Source organism: Pantoea sp. C2G6 (assembly GCF_051336815.1).
In the GTDB taxonomy this organism is placed as follows: Bacteria; Pseudomonadota; Gammaproteobacteria; order Enterobacterales; family Enterobacteriaceae; genus Pantoea.
The window spans coordinates 239,629-257,113 of the sequence record NZ_JBGMNJ010000003.1; the positions used below are offsets into that span (position 1 = coordinate 239,629).

Genomic DNA, 17,485 nt, shown 5'->3' on the forward strand with positions numbered 1-17,485 from the left:
GTTGAATATCACCGGGTCAGGTTACGTCTGGTTGTTTATACCGTGGCTAAACGCTCCCGAGGGCTAAACCAGCCAATCAGGTTCTGTTGATTAAGATCAATTTCGCGCAGCTACAACCCCTGCTGGCGAGCTTCGGGCTGCGCATCAGCTACATACCGGGCCGCTTTTACCAAATATTTTTTGTGATCTAAGTCACATAACAGCAACGCAATCCCTTAAGAACTTTAGTATTTAGTTTAATTTACTTTAACTTTCACATCTGCGATGTAACGACTTCCCGAGGCACCCCCTGATGGCCAGTTAGTCAGCAATCTGCCGTTTTATGTCTGTTTACGGCGAAATTTGCAACGCCCTGCTTGTTTCTGTCAGATTTAGAACACCGCCGTTATTAATAACGGTTGTTAATAAATTGATAGCTGAATTTTTACGGGTCACTTTTATTCAGGTTACGGAATACCTTGATGTCACGATTTCACTTCAAAAAACCGGTTATGCAGCGCATAACCTTTATCCTGTTATTTTCGCTCTATATCTCAGTTTTCCTGAATATCGCTTATTACCAACAGGTTCTGGCGCTGATCCCGTTAAGTGGTCTGCGTAATATTCTCTTTTTCCTCTCAATGCCTGTAGTGGCCTTCTGCATCATTAATATTGTCGTCACGCTGGCTTCGCTTCTCTGGCTTGAGAGAATAGTAATTGCGCTATTTATTCTTCTCTCCGCCACCGCGCAATATTTTATTCAGCACTATGGCATTGTGCTTGATCGCTCGATGATCACCAATATTATCGATACCACCCCGGCAGAAAGCATGGCGCTGCTGACCCCCGGCATGCTGTTTACCCTGTTTCTCTCCGGCGTGGTGATGGCTGCGCTGGCTTTCTGGCCGCGCTTTAAACATGTGCTCCCGGTGTGGAAGAGTCTGGTTTACCGTGGCGTCAATATGGTGATTTCGCTGGTGCTGATCGCGCTGGTCGCCCTGCTGTTCTACAAAGATTACGCTTCGCTGTATCGCAACAATCATGAACTGATTAAAGCCCTGAGCCCGGCTAATTTTATCGCCGCCTCGCTCTCTTACTACGGTCATCGCGAACAGGCGGCCCTGCCGCTGGTAAGAATCGGTGAAGATGCCCATCAGCGTCCACAAATGCTGAACGGTCCGAAGAAAAACCTGACGATTCTGGTGGTGGGTGAAACCTCACGCGCCGCTAATTTTTCACTGGGCGGTTATGCGCGACCCACCAATCCCTTGCTGGCTGAGGATGACGTGGTCTATTTTCCTGATACCTCCTCCTGTGGCACCTCAACCGCAGTCTCGGTTCCCTGCATGTTTTCCAACATGCCGCGCGCCCACTACGATGACGCGCTGGCCAGCCATCAGGAAGGTCTGCTGGACATTATTCAGCGGGCGGGCCTGAATGTGCTGTGGCATGAGAACGACTCAGGCTGTAAGGGAGCCTGCGAGCGCGTTCCGAATCAGGATATGACCGCGCTGAATCTTCCCGGCATGTGCATTAAAGGGGAATGTTACGACGAGGTGCTTTTTCATGGGCTGGAAGAGTATATCGACCGGCTGCAAGGCAATGGCGTGATTGTCCTGCACACCATCGGAAGCCACGGACCGACCTACAACCATCGCTATCCGCCTGCGTTCCGCAAATTTACCCCCACCTGCGAAACCAAACAGATTCAGGAGTGTTCGCGGGAGCAACTGGTTAATACCTACGATAATACGATCTTATATGCTGACTATATTGTGGACAAAGCGATTGAGTTGCTGAAACAACATCAGGACAGATTTACCACCAGCCTGGTCTATTTATCTGACCACGGTGAGTCGCTGGGTGAAAAAGGAGTCTATCTGCATGGTCTGCCCTATGCCATCGCCCCTGAAGCACAGACCCATATTCCGATGCTAATCTGGCTCTCTTCTGACTATCAGCAGCGTTACGCCGTGGATCAGCACTGCCTGCGCCAGCGTGCAGCGAACAATCAATATTCACAGGATAATCTTTTTTCCACTCTGCTCGGTATGACCGGGGTGCAGACCCGGGAATATGTCGCCGCAGACGATATTCTGGCTGAGTGCAGAAAGGATGAGGGTCAGGGTGAGTGAGTGGCTCTCGGATGATCATTGCGATTCGCCATAAACGGCGGGATACGGCACATTAACGCAATGGTCAGCCCTTATCTCCGACGCCGCTTCCGGACTGGTTTACAAATCCCGGGATAACGCCCGGTTCCGTCAACCCGGCGATCCGATTCCACGGACATTTGAGCAGGAGGAACACCCATAATGTGTCTGGCAGGAAATAAAAACCGTTCGGCGCTTTTTATTTCCTGATTGGACAGGGAGTCCGGGGATTGGCTGGTGAGCTATGCAGAATTGAGGATTAAACGGCTGGATCATCAATCTCACTCACCAGGTCCTCCCCCTGATTATGGATATTACCCACCTTACTGCTTACAGGATGCCAGGTGAAATCCTTCTCGGGCACCGCGGCATCGTTGGCGATTTCCACTGCACGCTCCGGTGTAGTCTCTTCGCTCAGCCATTCACGCACCGCGTCTGCGGTAAGCACTAATGGGCGACGATCATGAATATCGACCATTCCTTTATTACTTGATGATGTGACAATAACAAAGCCCTCTTTATCGTGAGCTTTGTCATAGGGTGCCTTACCGATGGCGGCAAAAAACAGCGGATGCTTTTTCTGGTGGCAGATGAAGTAAGGCTGTTTCTTATCGTGGCCCTTCTTCCATTCATACCAGCCGTCTGCCGGCACGATCGCGCGACCGTGATTCCACAGTGGCTTAAACATGCGTCCTGTGGCAGCGGTTTCTCCGCGAGCATTGATTAAGGGCGGCTTATCCCACCACTCAGGGCCATAGCCCCAGTAGACCGGGTCGAGATGCATCTCTTCTTCACGCTCGTTGAGCAGAAGCACTCTGGTCCCTGGCGCAACGTTAAAGCGCCCTATCGGTTCCGGGTCATACTGAATTTCATCAGCCTTCAGGCCGAGTGATTTAAAATATTTGTCTCTGCTGCTGTACTGCGCAAATCGTCCACACATAGGCACCTCCTGGGTTAAGGATAGCGCGATACTATTTGTTCGGGAGGAAATTGCTCTGTTACAGGGCTGAGCGGAATGTCACAGAGAAGAATGTGAAAGGATTAAAGTGGATTTCGTAGTGTCGGGATGGGCATCAAAAAGACGTTTTAACCAGCAGGGATTGCCGGGAGGCGTTCGGGTAGATCGGATGCGACGAGAGTATTGCCAGGCGGAATGAATCCGATCGCCGGAGCGTGTTAAGAAGTGTAGTGAACAAGTTCAGGCTCGGCCTTATCCAGGTCAGATAGCTTCGTTTACTCGCACATGGTTGCGACGGCGCTTTCCGCCCTTAAGGAGAATGTTGATGATCTGCTGGTCTGAAGAACGTTTCTTTATAGGATGGCCTCGCGTTACTGATGAAGTCATTGCTCAAAATCAGGGTGAATCAATTAAAGGGAAGCGGGTTACACATTCTCTATGAGATTAGATAAGCTAAAAACGGGTGCTAATCGCATATCGATAATTAGCACCACTTTAATCATTTAAAGGTGCAATTTCGACCTGATGGTGCCCCAATGATACGGGACATCCTTTCGCAAACAATGACTACCTTCATACCTTTTTTCAAGGAAATTGCAGTAGCTTTCTGAGAGTCTTTCATATCTAATCGCGCGGGCATAAATTCATTATCAGTCTTCAGGCTAATGATAATTGAATCTGTAAAATCCTTGTCAATAGACTGAACAATACCGCTTACCGCTACAATTTTACCCTTAAGCTGCTCATCAACCGCAACTTCATTTTCGTCGTAATCATTGAATAATTTACGAGCTGTTGTCTGATAGACGGGCTTTGGCGGTGGATTTGATTTAACAGGCGCGGCTTCTGCTACTGACGTTGACTGGCGGGTTTGCACAGAATCTGATTGACTGGCTTGCTCAGAACTTGATGGCTTACTGCCATCTTCATTATTTCCCACCAGGTACCCAATTACAAACAAACCTATAACAACATAAAAAAACCGCTTCAAAACTTGTTTCATCACTACATCCTTATATATCAATATTATTTTTCAAACAGTTGTACTACTCTTCTGAGAGGAGTCACTTCATCAACATTGCATTCAATACCTGATAATCTCACCGCAATGTCAATCACACCCCTGAAAAGCTGGCAACATCACAGGCACCAAAGATCCTTCAATATCAATAAGTTAACTTAAATTTCTATTTTATTAATTAAATCAACTCATCAGGTGTTCGATACCGACTCAATAAACGCCGGGTTGAAATCACTAACAAAAAAATAATCATCGAAATAATAACGTGGATTTACTGTTAGTTTGCCGGAAATCTATCTGTATTTAACATTTTTTCTAAACCGGGGAACTCTGGCGGGTAGTCAGTATCCAGTCAGGCGGTCTTATTTACCCGCGCCCCGCCACACAAGATAAAACCGGCATCAGGCGAGCAGCTCACTATAACTTTATTTAACGTACTAAGGTGCTGACAGTACCAGCCCAAATTCTCAACAGTTTGCCGGGTGACTTTTACATAGTAACGCCGTCTGTATCAAGAATAGGCAGCAGCACTGGCTTACCGCTATTTTCCATAACCTCTGCATAAAGCGCAACTACATACACTATCTTTCTTCATCCAGCCGCCGATGTCGCTGGGCTGGATATACCGCACAGCAGTAAGTCTTTTCAGGTATTGACGCTATATGAAGAGATCAGACTCGCGAGAATCTCAGACCAGCTGACATCTCATTAATCATCAACAGGGGAGGAATAACTATTTTCCCAATCGCTTTTACGATGTTAAAGCATACTCACACTACCTGTAACACCACAGAACAAAACGATTACGAGGAGATACTGCTTTATGCATGCTGGAAATGCAAACAGTCAGAACATATTTGACTTAGTGCAATCAGAGGATTTTGCTGCGAGCCATTCCTTAAGCGGTTTTCGGCGATTTTAATAAAGACCGCTTTCCTGCACATTCATCTTGAAAAGGTCATTCGCTATCGCTGAGGGCGAGTGAAAATAACGTTGCAGGCTAATCAGAGGAAAGGAGAGCTGAAAGAAACGGCGTTGCTTTTAACACACTGATTTTAAAATAATTAATCACCAAAAGCACCAACCAAAAAAAGACCGAATACGATTCCTATATTCGGTCCAGGGAAATGGCTCTCAAGGAGCCGTGCGCTAAAAGTTGGCATTTATGAAGGCGGTTTCGCCTTGCCATTTAAGATTAGAACAGTGCCGGGGATTTGCCAGTTAGCGCGAGGCGCAGGGCCGGAAACGGGATCAGTTTGTGATCGCCACTACAAAAAAAGATCCAGCGGGTGCATACCGGTGCTGCACCCGCCGGGTTTATTTACCGCACAGCACCTGGGTGCGCTCAACAATTGGTTGCAGACTCATCATCTGGCCCGGATGGGCTTTATCTTCGCTCTGAATCACGCTGATCGGCTGCGCTTTCACCTGCTTCGCTTTGAACAGCGCATCCGCTTTGTCGTTGAGCGGGTACTGCATCAGCGTGCTTGGGTTAATGGCAAACATCGCACCGTCTTTCTCGCAGGTCAGCATCACCTCTTCACGGTTAAACGGCCACTTATCTTTACCGATCTCAAAGCGGCTGACGGTAATGATTTGTGCTGCCAGCGCCTGGCCGCATACGGATAACAACAGAATGGCGGGAATGACTCTCTTCAGCAACATAACGACCCTTTTTCTCTTTTAAAACTCTTCAGGCTGGTGACAGCGTGGCAAAAACGCTGACCAGCCCAACCACGCCACATGCCAGCAGCAGTTCAAGCTGTGTCATGCGGATAAATATTCGCTGCGCCCCGCTGCCCGCCAGGCGGAATCGTGGCACCAGCCAGTAGCGATTGATCAGCGCCACCAGCACCATTAACGCTACCAGCAGCACTTTCCACAGCAACAGCACAATATAGTCTGATTCATGCCAGTCCAGCGGCCAGCCCGCGATCAGCAGGCTGTTTACTATCCCACTCAGCAGCGTTAAGGCCACCGCCAGATGACCATAGCGGGAAAAGCGCATCATGGTGCGGATAGCATCCGTCCGGCGGTCGATCTGGCGTGCCTCGCGCATCAACAGCAGCAGCGGCAGTAATCCCCCGGCCCAGAAAGTGGCAGCGATAAGATGCAGCGTCTGGTTAACCTGCTGCAACAGGCCCAGTAAGCCATCACGCATCGCGGCATGTCCGATTAACGCCATACAGGCCAGCTGCACCACGCCTGCCAGCAGCAAGGTCTGCTGACGCCGTCGCCCCTTCAGCCACAGTGCGGCAACGCCGACCGCTGCGGACAGCAGTTCCCACTGCCACACCGCGCCAAAATGCGTTCCCAGTACGGCCTGCCAGATGGCGGCATCGGTCAGGTTGGCGCTGTCGCCACTCATCAGCACATTCTGGCAGGCCAGCATCGCCAGCGCGCTCAGCAGCGCCAGCCAGGCACTCCATGCAGCCAGCGGCGATAAGCGTTGTGACAGCAGCGGACGATAACGCTTCGGTGCCAGCAGCGCGCCATAATATGCACTGCCGGTCAGCAGCATCACCGCCGCAAAATGCAGCGCCCGCAGGCTTATCCAGACGGTGGTTGCCACGGTTACTTCACGCTAAAGCGATAGCTTCCTGAGGTTTTGTGGCCATCCACCGACAATACATGCCAGTTGACCTGATAGCTGCCCGCTTTCAGTGGCTGCGACAGGCCAACGATCAGCCGGTTTTTCTGGCTGGCTTCCACCCTGGCTTTGGCGGTGGCGATGGGCTTTTTCGCCGCATCCAGCAGAGTGACGCCGCTGAAGGCCGCCTCAATATCTTCACTGAAGTTGAGCGTCAGCGCATCGGTGGCGGCGGCCACCTGCGCCTGGGCTGCCGGGCTGGATGACTGAAGATGAGCATGCGCCGCCGCAAACTGACTGACGACCATTAACCCCGCCGCAGCCAGCGTAATAACCCTGCGGAAAGCCTGTTTTTTCTGCATTAAATCATCCTATTAACCGCCGTTCAGGCGTCAGACCAGCCCAAAGGATACGCTGCTCTTTTTACCCTGTCGAGGTGAGCGGTGCGATCCTTTATCCTTGATTCAGGCCGATGAAAACATTATTTTTGCCGGCTATCCTCAGGAGAATATTATGAGTCATAACCTTGCCCTGCTGTCCCAGGAAGAAAAAGACAAAGTGAATGTCGATATGGCGGCAGCAGGTGTGGCGTTTAAAGAGCGTTATAACATGCCGGTTGTCGCTGAAATGGTGGCACAGGAGCAGCCCGAAGCGTTGCGCGACTGGTTCCGTCAGCGTCTGATGCACTATCGCCAGGCGTCTCTGAGCCTGTCGCGCCTTCCTTATGAACCGAAGATGAAATCATGATGCTGCGTGTCATTGATACCGAAACCTGCGGCTTGCAGGGCGGCGTGGTCGAAGTGGCGTCTGTGGATGTGGTCAACGGTCAGATTGTCAATCCGATGAGCGATCTCATTCTGCCCGACCGCCCCATCAGTCGTCAGGCGATGGCGGTGCATCGCATCACCGAAGCGATGGTGGCGGGCAAACCCACCATTGAAGAGGCGATCCCGCGCTATCATGGCAGTGCGTTTTACGTGGCGCACAACGCCAGCTTTGACCGCCGGATGCTGCCGGAGATGTATGGCGAATGGATCTGTACCATGCAGCTGGCACGTCAGCTCTGGCCAGGCATTAAATATGGCAACCAGGCGTTGCGTCATTCGCTGAAGCTGGATGTGACGCCCCCCGCTGACCTGCATGCGCACCGCGCGCTCTACGACTGCTACGTCACCGCGGCACTGCTGATCCGCATTATGGAGACCTCCGGCTGGAGCACTTCCGAGATGATTGTGCGTTCTCAGCCCGCCGCCCAGCGCGACGATGTTCTGCCGTTCGGCAAATATCGTGGTCAGGCGATTGCGGTGGTTGCGCGGAAAGATCCGGGCTACCTGAAGTGGATGCTGGATAATGTCGCCGATCTGCGCCCGCCGTTGCGGCAGGCGCTGCGAAAATACCTGACTGAGCCTCAGTAATCCTGGTCTGGCGGCAACGTCCCCTGCGCCAGCCCAATCAGAAAGGTATACTCCATCGCAATCCCCTCATAGGCTTTATAGCGCCCTGACTTCCCGCCGTGACCGGCATCCATATCGGTGCAGAGCAGCAGCAGATTGTGATCGGTTTTCATCGATCTCAGTTTCGCCACCCATTTGGCCGGCTCCCAGTATTGCACCTGAGAGTCATGCAGGCCGGTGGTGACCAGCAGATGGGGATACGCCTTAGCCTCAATGTTGTCATAAGGGCTGTACTGGCGGATGTAACGGTAATACTCAGCATCGCCGGGATTCCCCCACTCGTCATATTCCCCGGTGGTCAGCGGGATCGACTCATCCAGCATGGTGGTGACCACATCGACAAAGGGCACCTGAGCCACCACGCCGTGAAACCGCTGCGGTGCCATGTTAATTACCGCGCCCATCAGTAATCCGCCCGCGCTGCCGCCCATCGCATAGAGCCGTTCCGGGTGGCCGATGCCGCGCGCCACCAGCCCCTCAGTGACATCGATAAAGTCGGTAAAGCTGTTCATTTTATTCAGCAGGCGTCCGCCGTCATACCACTGCTGCCCCAGCTCACCGCCGCCGCGCACCTGGATCAGTGCATAGACAAAGCCACGATCCAGCAGGCTCAGGCGGCTGACGCTGAAATCAGCATCCATGCTGCTGCCGTAAGCGCCGTAGCCATAGACCAGCATCGGGTTCTGACCGGGCTGATAATGCTGGCGATGATAGACCAGCGACACCGGCACTTCCGTGCCATCGCTGACCTTAATCCAGTGATGCTCGCTTTTGTAATCTTCGGCGTTGAAGCCTTTCACCGCGCTCTGTTTCAGGATACGGCGCTCGCCGGTATCCATATCCAGCTCAAACAGCGTGGTCGGCGTGGTCATGGAGGAGTAGCCGTAGCGCAGCTTGCTGGTGCGCGGCGTCGGATTGTAGGCCAGCCAGGTGACGTAGGTCGGATCGTCAAAGGCGATACCGCTGGTTTCGCCCGTGGCCCAGTTGACCTGCCGCAGACTGGTTAAGCCGCGCTGACGCTCCTCGACCACCAGCCAGTCGCGGAACAGCTGGAAGTCCTCCATCACTACCTGCTCCCGCGCCGGGATCAGCGTTTCCCAGCGCGACTCATCCAGATAGCGACTGCGGTACAGCCCGAAGTTCTCGCCTTCGCGGTTAGAACGGATAAAAAACTGATGGTCGTAGTGATCGATGCTGTACTCATGATCGCGGCGGCGCGGCAGAAAGATATGCGGCTGGGCATCGGGGAAGTTGGCATCGATCAGCTGAATTTCGCTGGTATTGGTGCTGTAGAGCGCAATCAGGATGAACTGTTTTGAGGTGGTTTTATGCACGCTGAGATGGTAAGTATCATCCCGCTCTTCATAGACCAGCTGGTCATCTGACTGCGGCGTGCCCAGCTCGTGTCGCCAGACCTGAAAAGAGAGCAGCGTCTGCGGATGCTTCTGCACATAGTAGAGGGTGCGCGAGTCGTTGCCCCAGGCGAAACTGGATGAGGCGTTGCTCAGTACTTCGGGATACCAGCTGCCGCTTTGCAGGTTACGGAAGCGGATGCCATATTGCCGCCGCGACAGAAAATCTTCCGCCAGCGCCATCACCCGATTATCCGGGCTGATGTGCAGCGCGCCCATGGTGTAGAACTCACTGTGCGACGCGCGCTGGTTGGCGTCGAGCAGCAGGCTCCACTCCTCTGTCTCCTCACTCTCCGCAGGCTGACGGTAATAGACCGGGTATTCGTTGCCGCTCTGATAGCGGCTCTGATAGCGGTAGCCATTTTTCACATAGGGCACGGAGTGATCTTCAGGCGGCAACCGACCGATAATCTCTTTTAATATTCGATCCTGAAGCGGCTGCTGCGAAGACATGATCTTTTTGCCGTAATTATTTTCAGCGCGCAGGTAATCAAGCACGTCGCTGTTTTCACGTTTGTCGTCACGCAGCCAGTAGTAGTTGTCAACGCGCGTCTCGCCGTGCAGCGTCATCTCGTGGGGTATTTTTTTTGCGATGGGCGCTTTCATCAATCCGTCTCCATGAACGTAATCATCTGTAAGCGTGGCACTAAAAAGGGTGTAAGCCAAGTGTCTGGAACGAAGCCGCCCCCGGCCGCGCGCAGCCGGGGACGAGGGAGACGATTAACCGGCGGGGAGACGCGCCTTCTCTGCCAACAGATCCTGCTGAATGCCATCGCGGACATCCTGCGGGATTTTCAGCGCGTCACCCAGGGCTGCAAGGTAGCTGCGCTCCATAAAGTGGTCCACGTCAATGGCGGCACAGCTGAGGAAGTAAAGCTCCAGCGCTTCCTCCTCATTTTTCACATCCGCAGCCAGCCACTGCGGGTCCAGTGGGCGGTTCATCGCCTGCTGAATCAGCTGTTCCGCATCCTGACCATAGCCGGACTGATGAATATTATGCTCAATTGCCGCACGCTCCTGATCGTCAATATGGCCGTCGCTTTTGGCGGCGAACACCAGCGCCGTCACCAGCCGCTCAGCCCGCTTGTCGACTGGCGTCTGCGCCACGCCAAAGTCCGGTTCATTCTGGTGCGCTTCACTGACCCGCTGCTTATATTTGTTCCACAGCACCGCGCCTGCGGCCGCACCACCGCCGATAATTAATGCCTTGCCGCCATATTTAGTCAGCAGTTTGCGCGACGATTTGCTGGCGATCAGCATCCCGGCCAGACCACCCAGCGCGCCCGGTGCCAGCATATCGCTTAAGCTCCCGCCCGATTTGCTCTCTCCGCCCTTTTTCGCCAGTACCGACTGAATCTGTTGCAACCAGTTATTCATCCTGCCACTCCTGTTGATGGTGTTAGCTGGCTATCCTGGCGAAAACGGTGTCAGGAAACGTCAGAGCGGGAAAAGTAAGGCAAACGGCAGCGTAACAGGGACGAAAGATGAGAACGCAAACGTTTTCGTTTATACTGCGCGCGCATTCTGACTGCTTAGAGGAATTTATGACGACTCTCGGAACGGCGCTGCGCCCGGCGGCTACGCGCGTGATGTTATTAGGTTCAGGTGAACTGGGTAAAGAGGTGGCGCTGGAGTGTCAGCGTCTCGGTGTGGAAGTGATCGCGGTTGATCGTTATGCCGATGCGCCAGCGATGCAGGTGGCGCATCGCAGCCATGTAATCAATATGCTGGATGGTGCCGCGCTGGCTGCGCTGATCGCTGCGGAACAGCCCGATTTCGTGGTGCCGGAAATCGAAGCCATCGCCACTGACACGCTGGTTGAGCTGGAAGCACAGGGCCAGCGCGTGGTGCCAACGGCCCGTGCCGCGCGGCTGACCATGAACCGCGAAGGTATTCGTCGTCTGGCTGCCGAAGAACTCTCCCTGCCGACCTCGCGCTACCGTTTTGCTGACAGCAAAGCGCGCTTTGATGAGGCCGCCGCAGAGATCGGTTTCCCCTGCATTGTTAAACCGGTGATGAGTTCTTCCGGTAAAGGCCAGAGCTTTATCCGCGACGCCAGCCAGCTGGAGCACGCCTGGGACTATGCGCAACAGGGTGGCCGCGCCGGTGCCGGTCGGGTCATCGTGGAAGGCGTGGTCGACTTCGATTTTGAAATCACCCTGCTGACCATCAGCGCGGTCGATGGCATCCATTTCTGCGCGCCGATTGGCCACCGTCAGGAAGATGGCGATTACCGTGAATCCTGGCAGCCGCAGCAGATGAGTGAACTGGCGCTGCAACGGGCGCAGGATCTGGCCGCGCGCGTGGTTAAAGCGCTGGGTGGTTATGGGCTGTTTGGCGTTGAGCTGTTTGTCTGTGGTGATGAGGTGGTGTTCAGCGAGGTGTCACCGCGTCCACACGACACCGGCATGGTCACGCTGATTTCGCAGGATTTGTCAGAGTTTGCGCTGCACGTGCGGGCCTTTCTCGGCCTGCCGATTGGCGGCATTCGTCAGTATGGCCCGTCCGCTTCCGCGGTGATCCTGCCACAGCTGACCAGCCAGAACGTGCAGTTTGTAAATGTCGAAGCGGCGCTGGGTGCCGGTCTGCAACTGCGGCTGTTCGGCAAGCCGGAGATCAGCGGTCAGCGGCGTTTAGGCGTGGCGCTGGCCAGCGGTGAGACGACCGATCAGGCGATTGCGCGTGCGGTGGCCAGTGCAGCCGCCGTCACGGTCCAGGGCTGACACAGGGTGCGGTGAGCGGAGGCTCACCGCCATCCTTTACTTCGCGCCTTCGACCGCTTCGCGCGCCAGACGGGTGATGCGATCCCAGTCGCCCGCTTCCAGCGCGTCGTTAGGCACCAGCCAGGAGCCACCGATGCAGAGCACGCTTTTCAGCGCCAGATAGTCACGGTAGTTAGCCGGAGAGATGCCGCCGGTCGGGCAGAAGCGCACCTGTGGGAAAGGACCGCCAATCGCCTGCAACGCTTTAACGCCGCCATTGGCTTCCGCCGGGAAAAATTTAAACTCACGCAGACCGTAATCCATACCGGTCATCAGTTCAGAAACGGTGCTGATACCCGGAATCAGCGGAACCGGACCTTCAACCGCCGCCTTCAGCAGGGACTCGGTGACGCCGGGGCTGATGATAAACTGCGCACCGGCATCGGTGACTTGCTGTAACTGCTGTGGATTGATCACCGTTCCCGCGCCCACAATCGCCTCAGGCACCTCTTTAATCATCGCACGTAACGCATCCATCGCCACTGGCGTGCGCAGCGTCACTTCCAGCACTCTGACGCCCCCCGCCACCAGCGCTTTCGCCATCGGCACCGCATGTTCCAGCTTGTTTACTACGATGACCGGTACCACAGGTCCGGTGGTCAGAATCTGTTCGGCACTCGTTTTCCAGTTTTTCATCACGTCCCCTTGCTTGATAACACCGGGTTAGCGGCCCGGTCATGGAGCATCGGCTCCTGCCTTTAAATGCGCCACTACCATACATGATCCTCTTCCTGAGCGTCTATCCTCTCTGCCAGGTTTTTGAAACAGCAGTTCATTTTTTTAGTTATCGGCTGGCCCGATCGCAGGGCGAAAAAAAAGCCCGCGAGGCGGGCTTTATCACTTCAGTTATTCAAACTCATTCCATGAGCGCCCATCGCGGGTGATCATCGCCACCGACGCTACCGGCCCCCAGGTACCCGCCTGATACGGTTTGGAGGAGTCCCCATCCGCTGCCCAGGCCTCGATAATGGAGTCAACATAGGTCCATGCCGCTTCCACTTCATCGCGGCGCACAAACAGCGCCTGAATACCGCGCATGCTCTCCAGCAGCAGACGCTCATAGGCGTCGGCCAGGTGCGACTGGTTGAAGGTCTCGGAGTAGCTCAGATCGAGTTTAGTGGTCTGTAACTTATGCTTGTGATCGAGGCCTGGCACTTTGTTCAGGATCTCAATATCGACCCCTTCATCCGGTTGCAGACGAATGGTCAGCTTGTTCTGCGGCAGTTCTGAATAAGAATCCTTGAACAGGTTCATCTCAGGATTTTTAAAGTAGACCACCACTTCAGAGCACTTGGTCGGCAGACGCTTGCCGGTGCGCAGGTAGAAAGGAACACCCGCCCAGCGCCAGTTATCAATATCAACGCGGATCGCCACAAAGGTTTCGGTGGCGCTTGATTTGTTAGCGCCCTCTTCTTCCAGATAGCCCGGCACTTTTTTGCCCTGCACAAAGCCCGCGGTGTACTGACCACGAACGGTTTTTTCCCGCACGTTGGTCTGATCGATGCGGCGCAGCGAGCGCAGGACTTTCACTTTCTCATCGCGGATGCTGTCGGCGCTGAGATCGGAAGGCGGCGACATGGCGATCATGGTCAGGATCTGCAACAGGTGGTTCTGGATCATGTCACGCATCTGGCCCGCTTTATCGAAGTAACCCCAGCGGCCTTCGATGCCCACCTCTTCCGCCACGGTGATCTGCACATGGTCGATGGTGCGGTTATCCCAGTTATTGACGAAAATGGAGTTGGCAAAGCGCAGCGCCAGCAGGTTGAGCACCGTCTCTTTACCCAGATAGTGGTCAATACGGAAAACCTGACTTTCGTCGAAATATTCGCCGACGCTATCGTTAATTTCGCGCGAGGTCTCCAGCGAGGTGCCCAGCGGCTTCTCCATCACCACGCGCGCCGGTTTGGCATTCAGCTTCGCGGTGCCCAGTCCCTTACAGATCGCGCCAAAGGTGCTTGGCGGCATGGCGAAGTAGTTGATGGTGGTCCGGTTTTTCTGATCCAGCATCTTGCCCAGTTTCGGGAAGTGGGTGGTGTCATTCACATCGAGGTTGCAGAAGTCGAGACGTCCGCTGAGTTTGTCCCACAGCGCTTCGTCAATCTTCTCCTTCATAAAGGTTTCCAGCGCTTCACGCACCACTTTGGTGTATTCCGCTTTGTCCCACTCAGCGCGGCCGACACCAATAATGCGGGTCTCAGCATGGATCTGACCCGCTTTTTCCAGCTGGTACAGTGAAGGCAGCAGTTTACGGCGTGCAAGATCGCCTTTGGCACCGAAAATCACCAGATCGCATGCCTGGGCTGTTTGTGTTACCGCCATTTTCCTCTCCTCGTTGCAGGATAATCCGGTGGCGACAGATCCTCTGCCACCGGCTCCAGGTTATTATTTTCATTCAGCACAATGTACTTTTTTCCCCGCGCCAGGTAAACCGACTCGCCGGGTCAACCGCATTAACTCTGTACCCGATAAGGTCAGCGCGTGTGATGACACGTGCGCATGGCCCCTTTTTTTCTGTGTCTGATGGTGTCAGGAAAATCTGTTCCCGGTCAAAGTATTCCAAAAAAAAGCGTAGCGGGCTTGTCCGCTCTTGCGCCGGCCGGGTGCTGACGCGATATAGTCTCTGTTAACCGGCTCAGACGACAGTGATAATTGAAATTGATAAAAGTGATGATGGTCATCGGCTTATGAATATGCTGGAAAAAATTGAGGCGCAGCTGGCTGCGTTGAGTAAAGCGGAACAGAAAGTCGCCCGACAGATTCTGGCTGCGCCGCAGGAGGCGATGCACTCCAGCATCGCGACCCTGGCGCGCGAAGCCAGCGTCAGCGAGCCGACGGTTAACCGCTTCTGTCACCGGCTGGGCGCCCGCGGTTTTCCTGACTTTAAACTGCGGCTGGCGCAAAGCCTGGTCACCGGCAGCAACTGGGTAAGCCGTGGCGTGGAGGAAGATGACAGCGTGGAGAACTACAGCCACAAGATCTTCGATTCGGCGCTGGCGGGGCTGCAACAGGTCCGGGATCAGCTGAACACCGCGCATCTGTCGCAGGCCGTCACCCTGCTTACCCATGCGGATAAACTCGCCTTTTTCGGTCTGGGTGCTTCGGCGGTGGTGGCGCATGACGCTTTTACGAAATTCCTGCGCTTTAATCTGCCCGTCATCTGGTCGGACGATATTGTGATCCAGCGCATGAGTTGCATAAATAGTCGAGCCGGTGACGTTTTTGTTCTCATTTCACATACTGGCCGCACAAAAAATATGGTAGAACTGGCTCGCCTGGCCCGTGTAAACGGTTCCACCGTGATTGCCATCACCTCTCCCGATTCACCCCTGGCGCGTGAAGCTGCGCTGGCTTTAGTGCTTGATGTAACGGAAGATACTGATGTCTATCTGCCGATGGTGTCGCGCCTGGCGCAGTTGACCGTGATCGATGTGTTAGCGACCGGTTTTACCCTGACGCGCGGAGCCCCCTTCAGGGAAAATCTCAGACGTGTGAAAGAGGCGCTGAAAGCGTCGCGTTACGAAAAGCAGGCCAGTCGGGAAGATGAAGATTAGCAAGAAAATTAACATCACATTTACAATGTGAGTCGTATCACCCCGCATCGATCATATAGAATAAATACCCATGCTGTGTCCAGAGACCAGGACACGCTTAAATGTTTACGGAGTCCTTCATGTCAAGACGTCTCAGAAGAACCAAGATCGTAACAACCCTCGGCCCGGCCACCGATCGTGATAATAACCTCGAAAAAATCATCGCAGCCGGCGCAAACGTCGTACGACTCAACTTCTCTCACGGCACGCCAGAAGATCACCAGCTTCGTGCCGACAAAGTGCGTGAGATTGCAGCAAAACTGGGACGCCACGTGGCGATCCTTGGCGACCTCCAGGGGCCAAAAATTCGCGTTTCCACCTTCAAAGAAGGCAAAGTTTTTCTCAATATCGGTGACCGTTTCCTGCTGGATGCCAGCCTGGGTAAAGGCGAAGGCGATAAAGAGCGCGTCGGTATCGACTACAAAGGTCTGCCGGAAGATGTGGTGCCAGGCGACATCCTGCTGCTGGATGATGGCCGCGTGCAGCTGAAGGTGCTGGAAGTGCAGGAGATGAAAGTCTTCACCGAAGTCACGGTGGGTGGCCCGCTGTCGAACAACAAAGGGATCAACAAGCTGGGCGGCGGTCTCTCGGCGGAAGCGCTGACCGAAAAAGATAAAGCTGACATCATCACCGCCGCGAAAATCAAGGTCGACTACCTGGCGGTCTCTTTCCCGCGCTGTGGCGAAGATATGAACCTGGCGCGCCGTCTGGCACGCGAGGCGGGTTGCGAGGCGAAACTGGTAGCCAAAGTGGAGCGCGCTGAAGCGGTTGCCAGCCAGGAAGCGATGGATGACATCATTCTCGCCTCCGACGTGGTCATGGTGGCGCGCGGTGACCTGGGCGTAGAGATTGGCGACCCGGAACTGGTCGGCATTCAGAAAGCGTTAATCCGCCGTGCCCGTCAGCTCAACCGCACCATCATTACCGCCACCCAGATGATGGAGTCGATGATCACCAATCCGATGCCGACCCGCGCGGAAGTGATGGACGTCGCCAACGCCGTGCTGGATGGTACCGATGCGGTGATGCTGTCAGCGGAAACCGCGGCCGGTCAGTATCCGGCTGAAACCGTTTCCGCGATGGCGAAAGTCTGCCTGGGTGCGGAGAAGATCCCCAGCGTCAACGTCTCAAAACATCGTCTCGACGTGCAGTTTGACAACGTCGAAGAGGCGATCGCCATGTCATCCATGTACGCGGCTAACCACTTACAGGGCGTCACCGCGATTATCACCATGACCGAGTCGGGCCGCACGCCGCTGATGACCTCACGCATCACCTCGGGTCTGCCGATTTTCGCGATGTCACGTCACGAACGCACCCTGAACCTCACCGCGCTCTATCGCGGCGTGACGCCGGTCTACTTCGACAGCAACAATGATGGGGTGGCTGCGGCACATGACGCGGTTAACCTGCTGCGCGATAAAGGCTTCCTGGTCTCCGGCGATCTGGTGATCGTCACCCAGGGGGATGTGATGGGCGCCACTGGCACCACCAACACCACCCGGGTGCTGCGGGTAGATTAATTCACATCAGGTTAACCTTGCCGATGTAGAATAAAGACGC

At 54.4% G+C, this 17,485-nt stretch carries 15 protein-coding genes; 6 read left to right on the top strand and 9 right to left on the bottom strand.

The features are described 5' to 3' along the window. Positions 1-461: 461 nt before the first annotated feature. Positions 462-2,114: a phosphoethanolamine transferase EptA gene (gene eptA, locus ACCW71_RS07045; RefSeq protein WP_436370446.1), complete on the top strand. Its 1,653-nt coding sequence runs from the start codon at positions 462-464 to the stop codon at positions 2,112-2,114. A 277-nt stretch (positions 2,115-2,391) separates the two neighbouring features. Here the strand turns inward: eptA and ACCW71_RS07050 are convergent, their stop codons facing one another. The 5 genes from ACCW71_RS07050 to copC all read right to left on the bottom strand — a co-directional run bounded on the left by ACCW71_RS07050 (position 2,392) and on the right by copC (position 7,063). After that, positions 2,392-3,072 carry an SOS response-associated peptidase family protein gene (locus ACCW71_RS07050; RefSeq protein WP_436370448.1) on the bottom strand — a complete coding sequence of 227 codons (681 nt, stop codon included), beginning with the start codon at positions 3,070-3,072 and terminating at the stop codon, positions 2,392-2,394. A 517-nt stretch (positions 3,073-3,589) separates the two neighbouring features. After that, positions 3,590-4,093, bottom strand: coding sequence for an OB-fold protein (locus ACCW71_RS07055; RefSeq protein ID WP_436370450.1), 504 nt, complete (start codon positions 4,091-4,093; stop codon positions 3,590-3,592). Positions 4,094-5,428: 1,335 nt separating this feature from the next. Further along, positions 5,429-5,776, bottom strand: coding sequence for a YebY family protein (locus ACCW71_RS07060; RefSeq protein ID WP_436370452.1), 348 nt, complete (start codon positions 5,774-5,776; stop codon positions 5,429-5,431). A gap of 28 nt (positions 5,777-5,804) precedes the next feature. Continuing rightward, a complete protein-coding gene (gene copD, locus ACCW71_RS07065; RefSeq protein ID WP_436370454.1) occupies positions 5,805-6,683 on the bottom strand; it encodes a copper homeostasis membrane protein CopD in 879 nt (292 codons plus the stop codon). 2 nt (positions 6,684-6,685) lie between these two features. Continuing rightward, the gene (copC, locus tag ACCW71_RS07070) at positions 6,686-7,063 is read right to left on the bottom strand and encodes a copper homeostasis periplasmic binding protein CopC (protein ID WP_436370456.1); all 378 of its coding nucleotides are present in this window, start codon (positions 7,061-7,063) and stop codon (positions 6,686-6,688) included. A 151-nt stretch (positions 7,064-7,214) separates the two neighbouring features. On the opposite strand from copC, the gene ACCW71_RS07075 reads away from it, so the two are divergent. Both ACCW71_RS07075 and exoX read left to right on the top strand, forming a co-directional pair. Beyond that, complete coding sequence (locus ACCW71_RS07075; RefSeq protein ID WP_436370459.1) at positions 7,215-7,448, top strand: DNA polymerase III subunit theta; 234 nt, start codon at positions 7,215-7,217, stop codon at positions 7,446-7,448. Continuing rightward, entirely contained in the window at positions 7,445-8,116 is a 672-nt protein-coding gene (gene exoX, locus ACCW71_RS07080) for an exodeoxyribonuclease X (protein ID WP_436370461.1), read from the top strand. Before ACCW71_RS07075 ends, exoX begins: the two co-directional genes overlap by 4 nt. On the opposite strand, the gene ACCW71_RS07085 is transcribed toward exoX, so the two are convergent. Both ACCW71_RS07085 and ACCW71_RS07090 read right to left on the bottom strand, forming a co-directional pair. Continuing rightward, the gene (locus ACCW71_RS07085) at positions 8,110-10,173 is read right to left on the bottom strand and encodes a prolyl oligopeptidase family serine peptidase (RefSeq protein WP_436370463.1); all 2,064 of its coding nucleotides are present in this window, start codon (positions 10,171-10,173) and stop codon (positions 8,110-8,112) included. The genes exoX and ACCW71_RS07085 overlap by 7 nt on opposite strands. A 114-nt stretch (positions 10,174-10,287) precedes the next feature. Next, positions 10,288-10,944, bottom strand: a complete 657-nt coding sequence (locus ACCW71_RS07090; protein WP_436370465.1) for a tellurite resistance TerB family protein — start codon at positions 10,942-10,944, stop codon at positions 10,288-10,290. A gap of 167 nt (positions 10,945-11,111) precedes the next feature. Between ACCW71_RS07090 and purT the strand changes: the two genes are divergently transcribed. Beyond that, complete coding sequence (gene purT, locus ACCW71_RS07095; protein ID WP_436370466.1) at positions 11,112-12,290, top strand: formate-dependent phosphoribosylglycinamide formyltransferase; 1,179 nt, start codon at positions 11,112-11,114, stop codon at positions 12,288-12,290. Between the two features lie 36 nt (positions 12,291-12,326). Here the strand turns inward: purT and ACCW71_RS07100 are convergent, their stop codons facing one another. Together ACCW71_RS07100 and zwf are read right to left on the bottom strand one after the other, a co-directional pair. Next, positions 12,327-12,965 (bottom strand): bifunctional 4-hydroxy-2-oxoglutarate aldolase/2-dehydro-3-deoxy-phosphogluconate aldolase, encoded by a 639-nt coding sequence (locus ACCW71_RS07100; protein ID WP_436370467.1) that lies wholly within the window; start codon positions 12,963-12,965, stop codon positions 12,327-12,329. 210 nt (positions 12,966-13,175) lie between these two features. Further along, entirely contained in the window at positions 13,176-14,651 is a 1,476-nt protein-coding gene (gene zwf, locus ACCW71_RS07105; RefSeq protein WP_436370468.1) for a glucose-6-phosphate dehydrogenase, read from the bottom strand. Between the two features lie 365 nt (positions 14,652-15,016). On the opposite strand from zwf, the gene ACCW71_RS07110 reads away from it, so the two are divergent. Continuing rightward, positions 15,017-15,883, top strand: coding sequence for a MurR/RpiR family transcriptional regulator (locus ACCW71_RS07110; protein ID WP_436370469.1), 867 nt, complete (start codon positions 15,017-15,019; stop codon positions 15,881-15,883). 119 nt (positions 15,884-16,002) lie between these two features. After that, positions 16,003-17,445: a pyruvate kinase gene (gene pyk / locus ACCW71_RS07115; protein ID WP_436370471.1), complete on the top strand. Its 1,443-nt coding sequence runs from the start codon at positions 16,003-16,005 to the stop codon at positions 17,443-17,445. Positions 17,446-17,485 lie beyond the last annotated feature (40 nt).

Coding starts and splice junctions, on each gene's coding strand:
- ACCW71_RS07075 (WP_436370459.1), top strand. CDS start 7,215: ATGAGTCATAACCTTGCCCTGCTGTCCCAGGAAGAAAAAGACAAAGTG.
- pyk (WP_436370471.1), top strand. CDS start 16,003: ATGTCAAGACGTCTCAGAAGAACCAAGATCGTAACAACCCTCGGCCCG.
- zwf (WP_436370468.1), bottom strand. CDS start 14,651: ATGGCGGTAACACAAACAGCCCAGGCATGCGATCTGGTGATTTTCGGT.
- purT (WP_436370466.1), top strand. CDS start 11,112: ATGACGACTCTCGGAACGGCGCTGCGCCCGGCGGCTACGCGCGTGATG.
- copC (WP_436370456.1), bottom strand. CDS start 7,063: ATGCAGAAAAAACAGGCTTTCCGCAGGGTTATTACGCTGGCTGCGGCG.
- ACCW71_RS07100 (WP_436370467.1), bottom strand. CDS start 12,965: ATGAAAAACTGGAAAACGAGTGCCGAACAGATTCTGACCACCGGACCT.
- ACCW71_RS07055 (WP_436370450.1), bottom strand. CDS start 4,093: ATGAAACAAGTTTTGAAGCGGTTTTTTTATGTTGTTATAGGTTTGTTT.
- ACCW71_RS07090 (WP_436370465.1), bottom strand. CDS start 10,944: ATGAATAACTGGTTGCAACAGATTCAGTCGGTACTGGCGAAAAAGGGC.
- ACCW71_RS07085 (WP_436370463.1), bottom strand. CDS start 10,173: ATGAAAGCGCCCATCGCAAAAAAAATACCCCACGAGATGACGCTGCAC.
- eptA (WP_436370446.1), top strand. CDS start 462: ATGTCACGATTTCACTTCAAAAAACCGGTTATGCAGCGCATAACCTTT.
- ACCW71_RS07050 (WP_436370448.1), bottom strand. CDS start 3,072: ATGTGTGGACGATTTGCGCAGTACAGCAGCAGAGACAAATATTTTAAA.
- exoX (WP_436370461.1), top strand. CDS start 7,445: ATGATGCTGCGTGTCATTGATACCGAAACCTGCGGCTTGCAGGGCGGC.
- ACCW71_RS07060 (WP_436370452.1), bottom strand. CDS start 5,776: ATGTTGCTGAAGAGAGTCATTCCCGCCATTCTGTTGTTATCCGTATGC.
- ACCW71_RS07110 (WP_436370469.1), top strand. CDS start 15,017: ATGAATATGCTGGAAAAAATTGAGGCGCAGCTGGCTGCGTTGAGTAAA.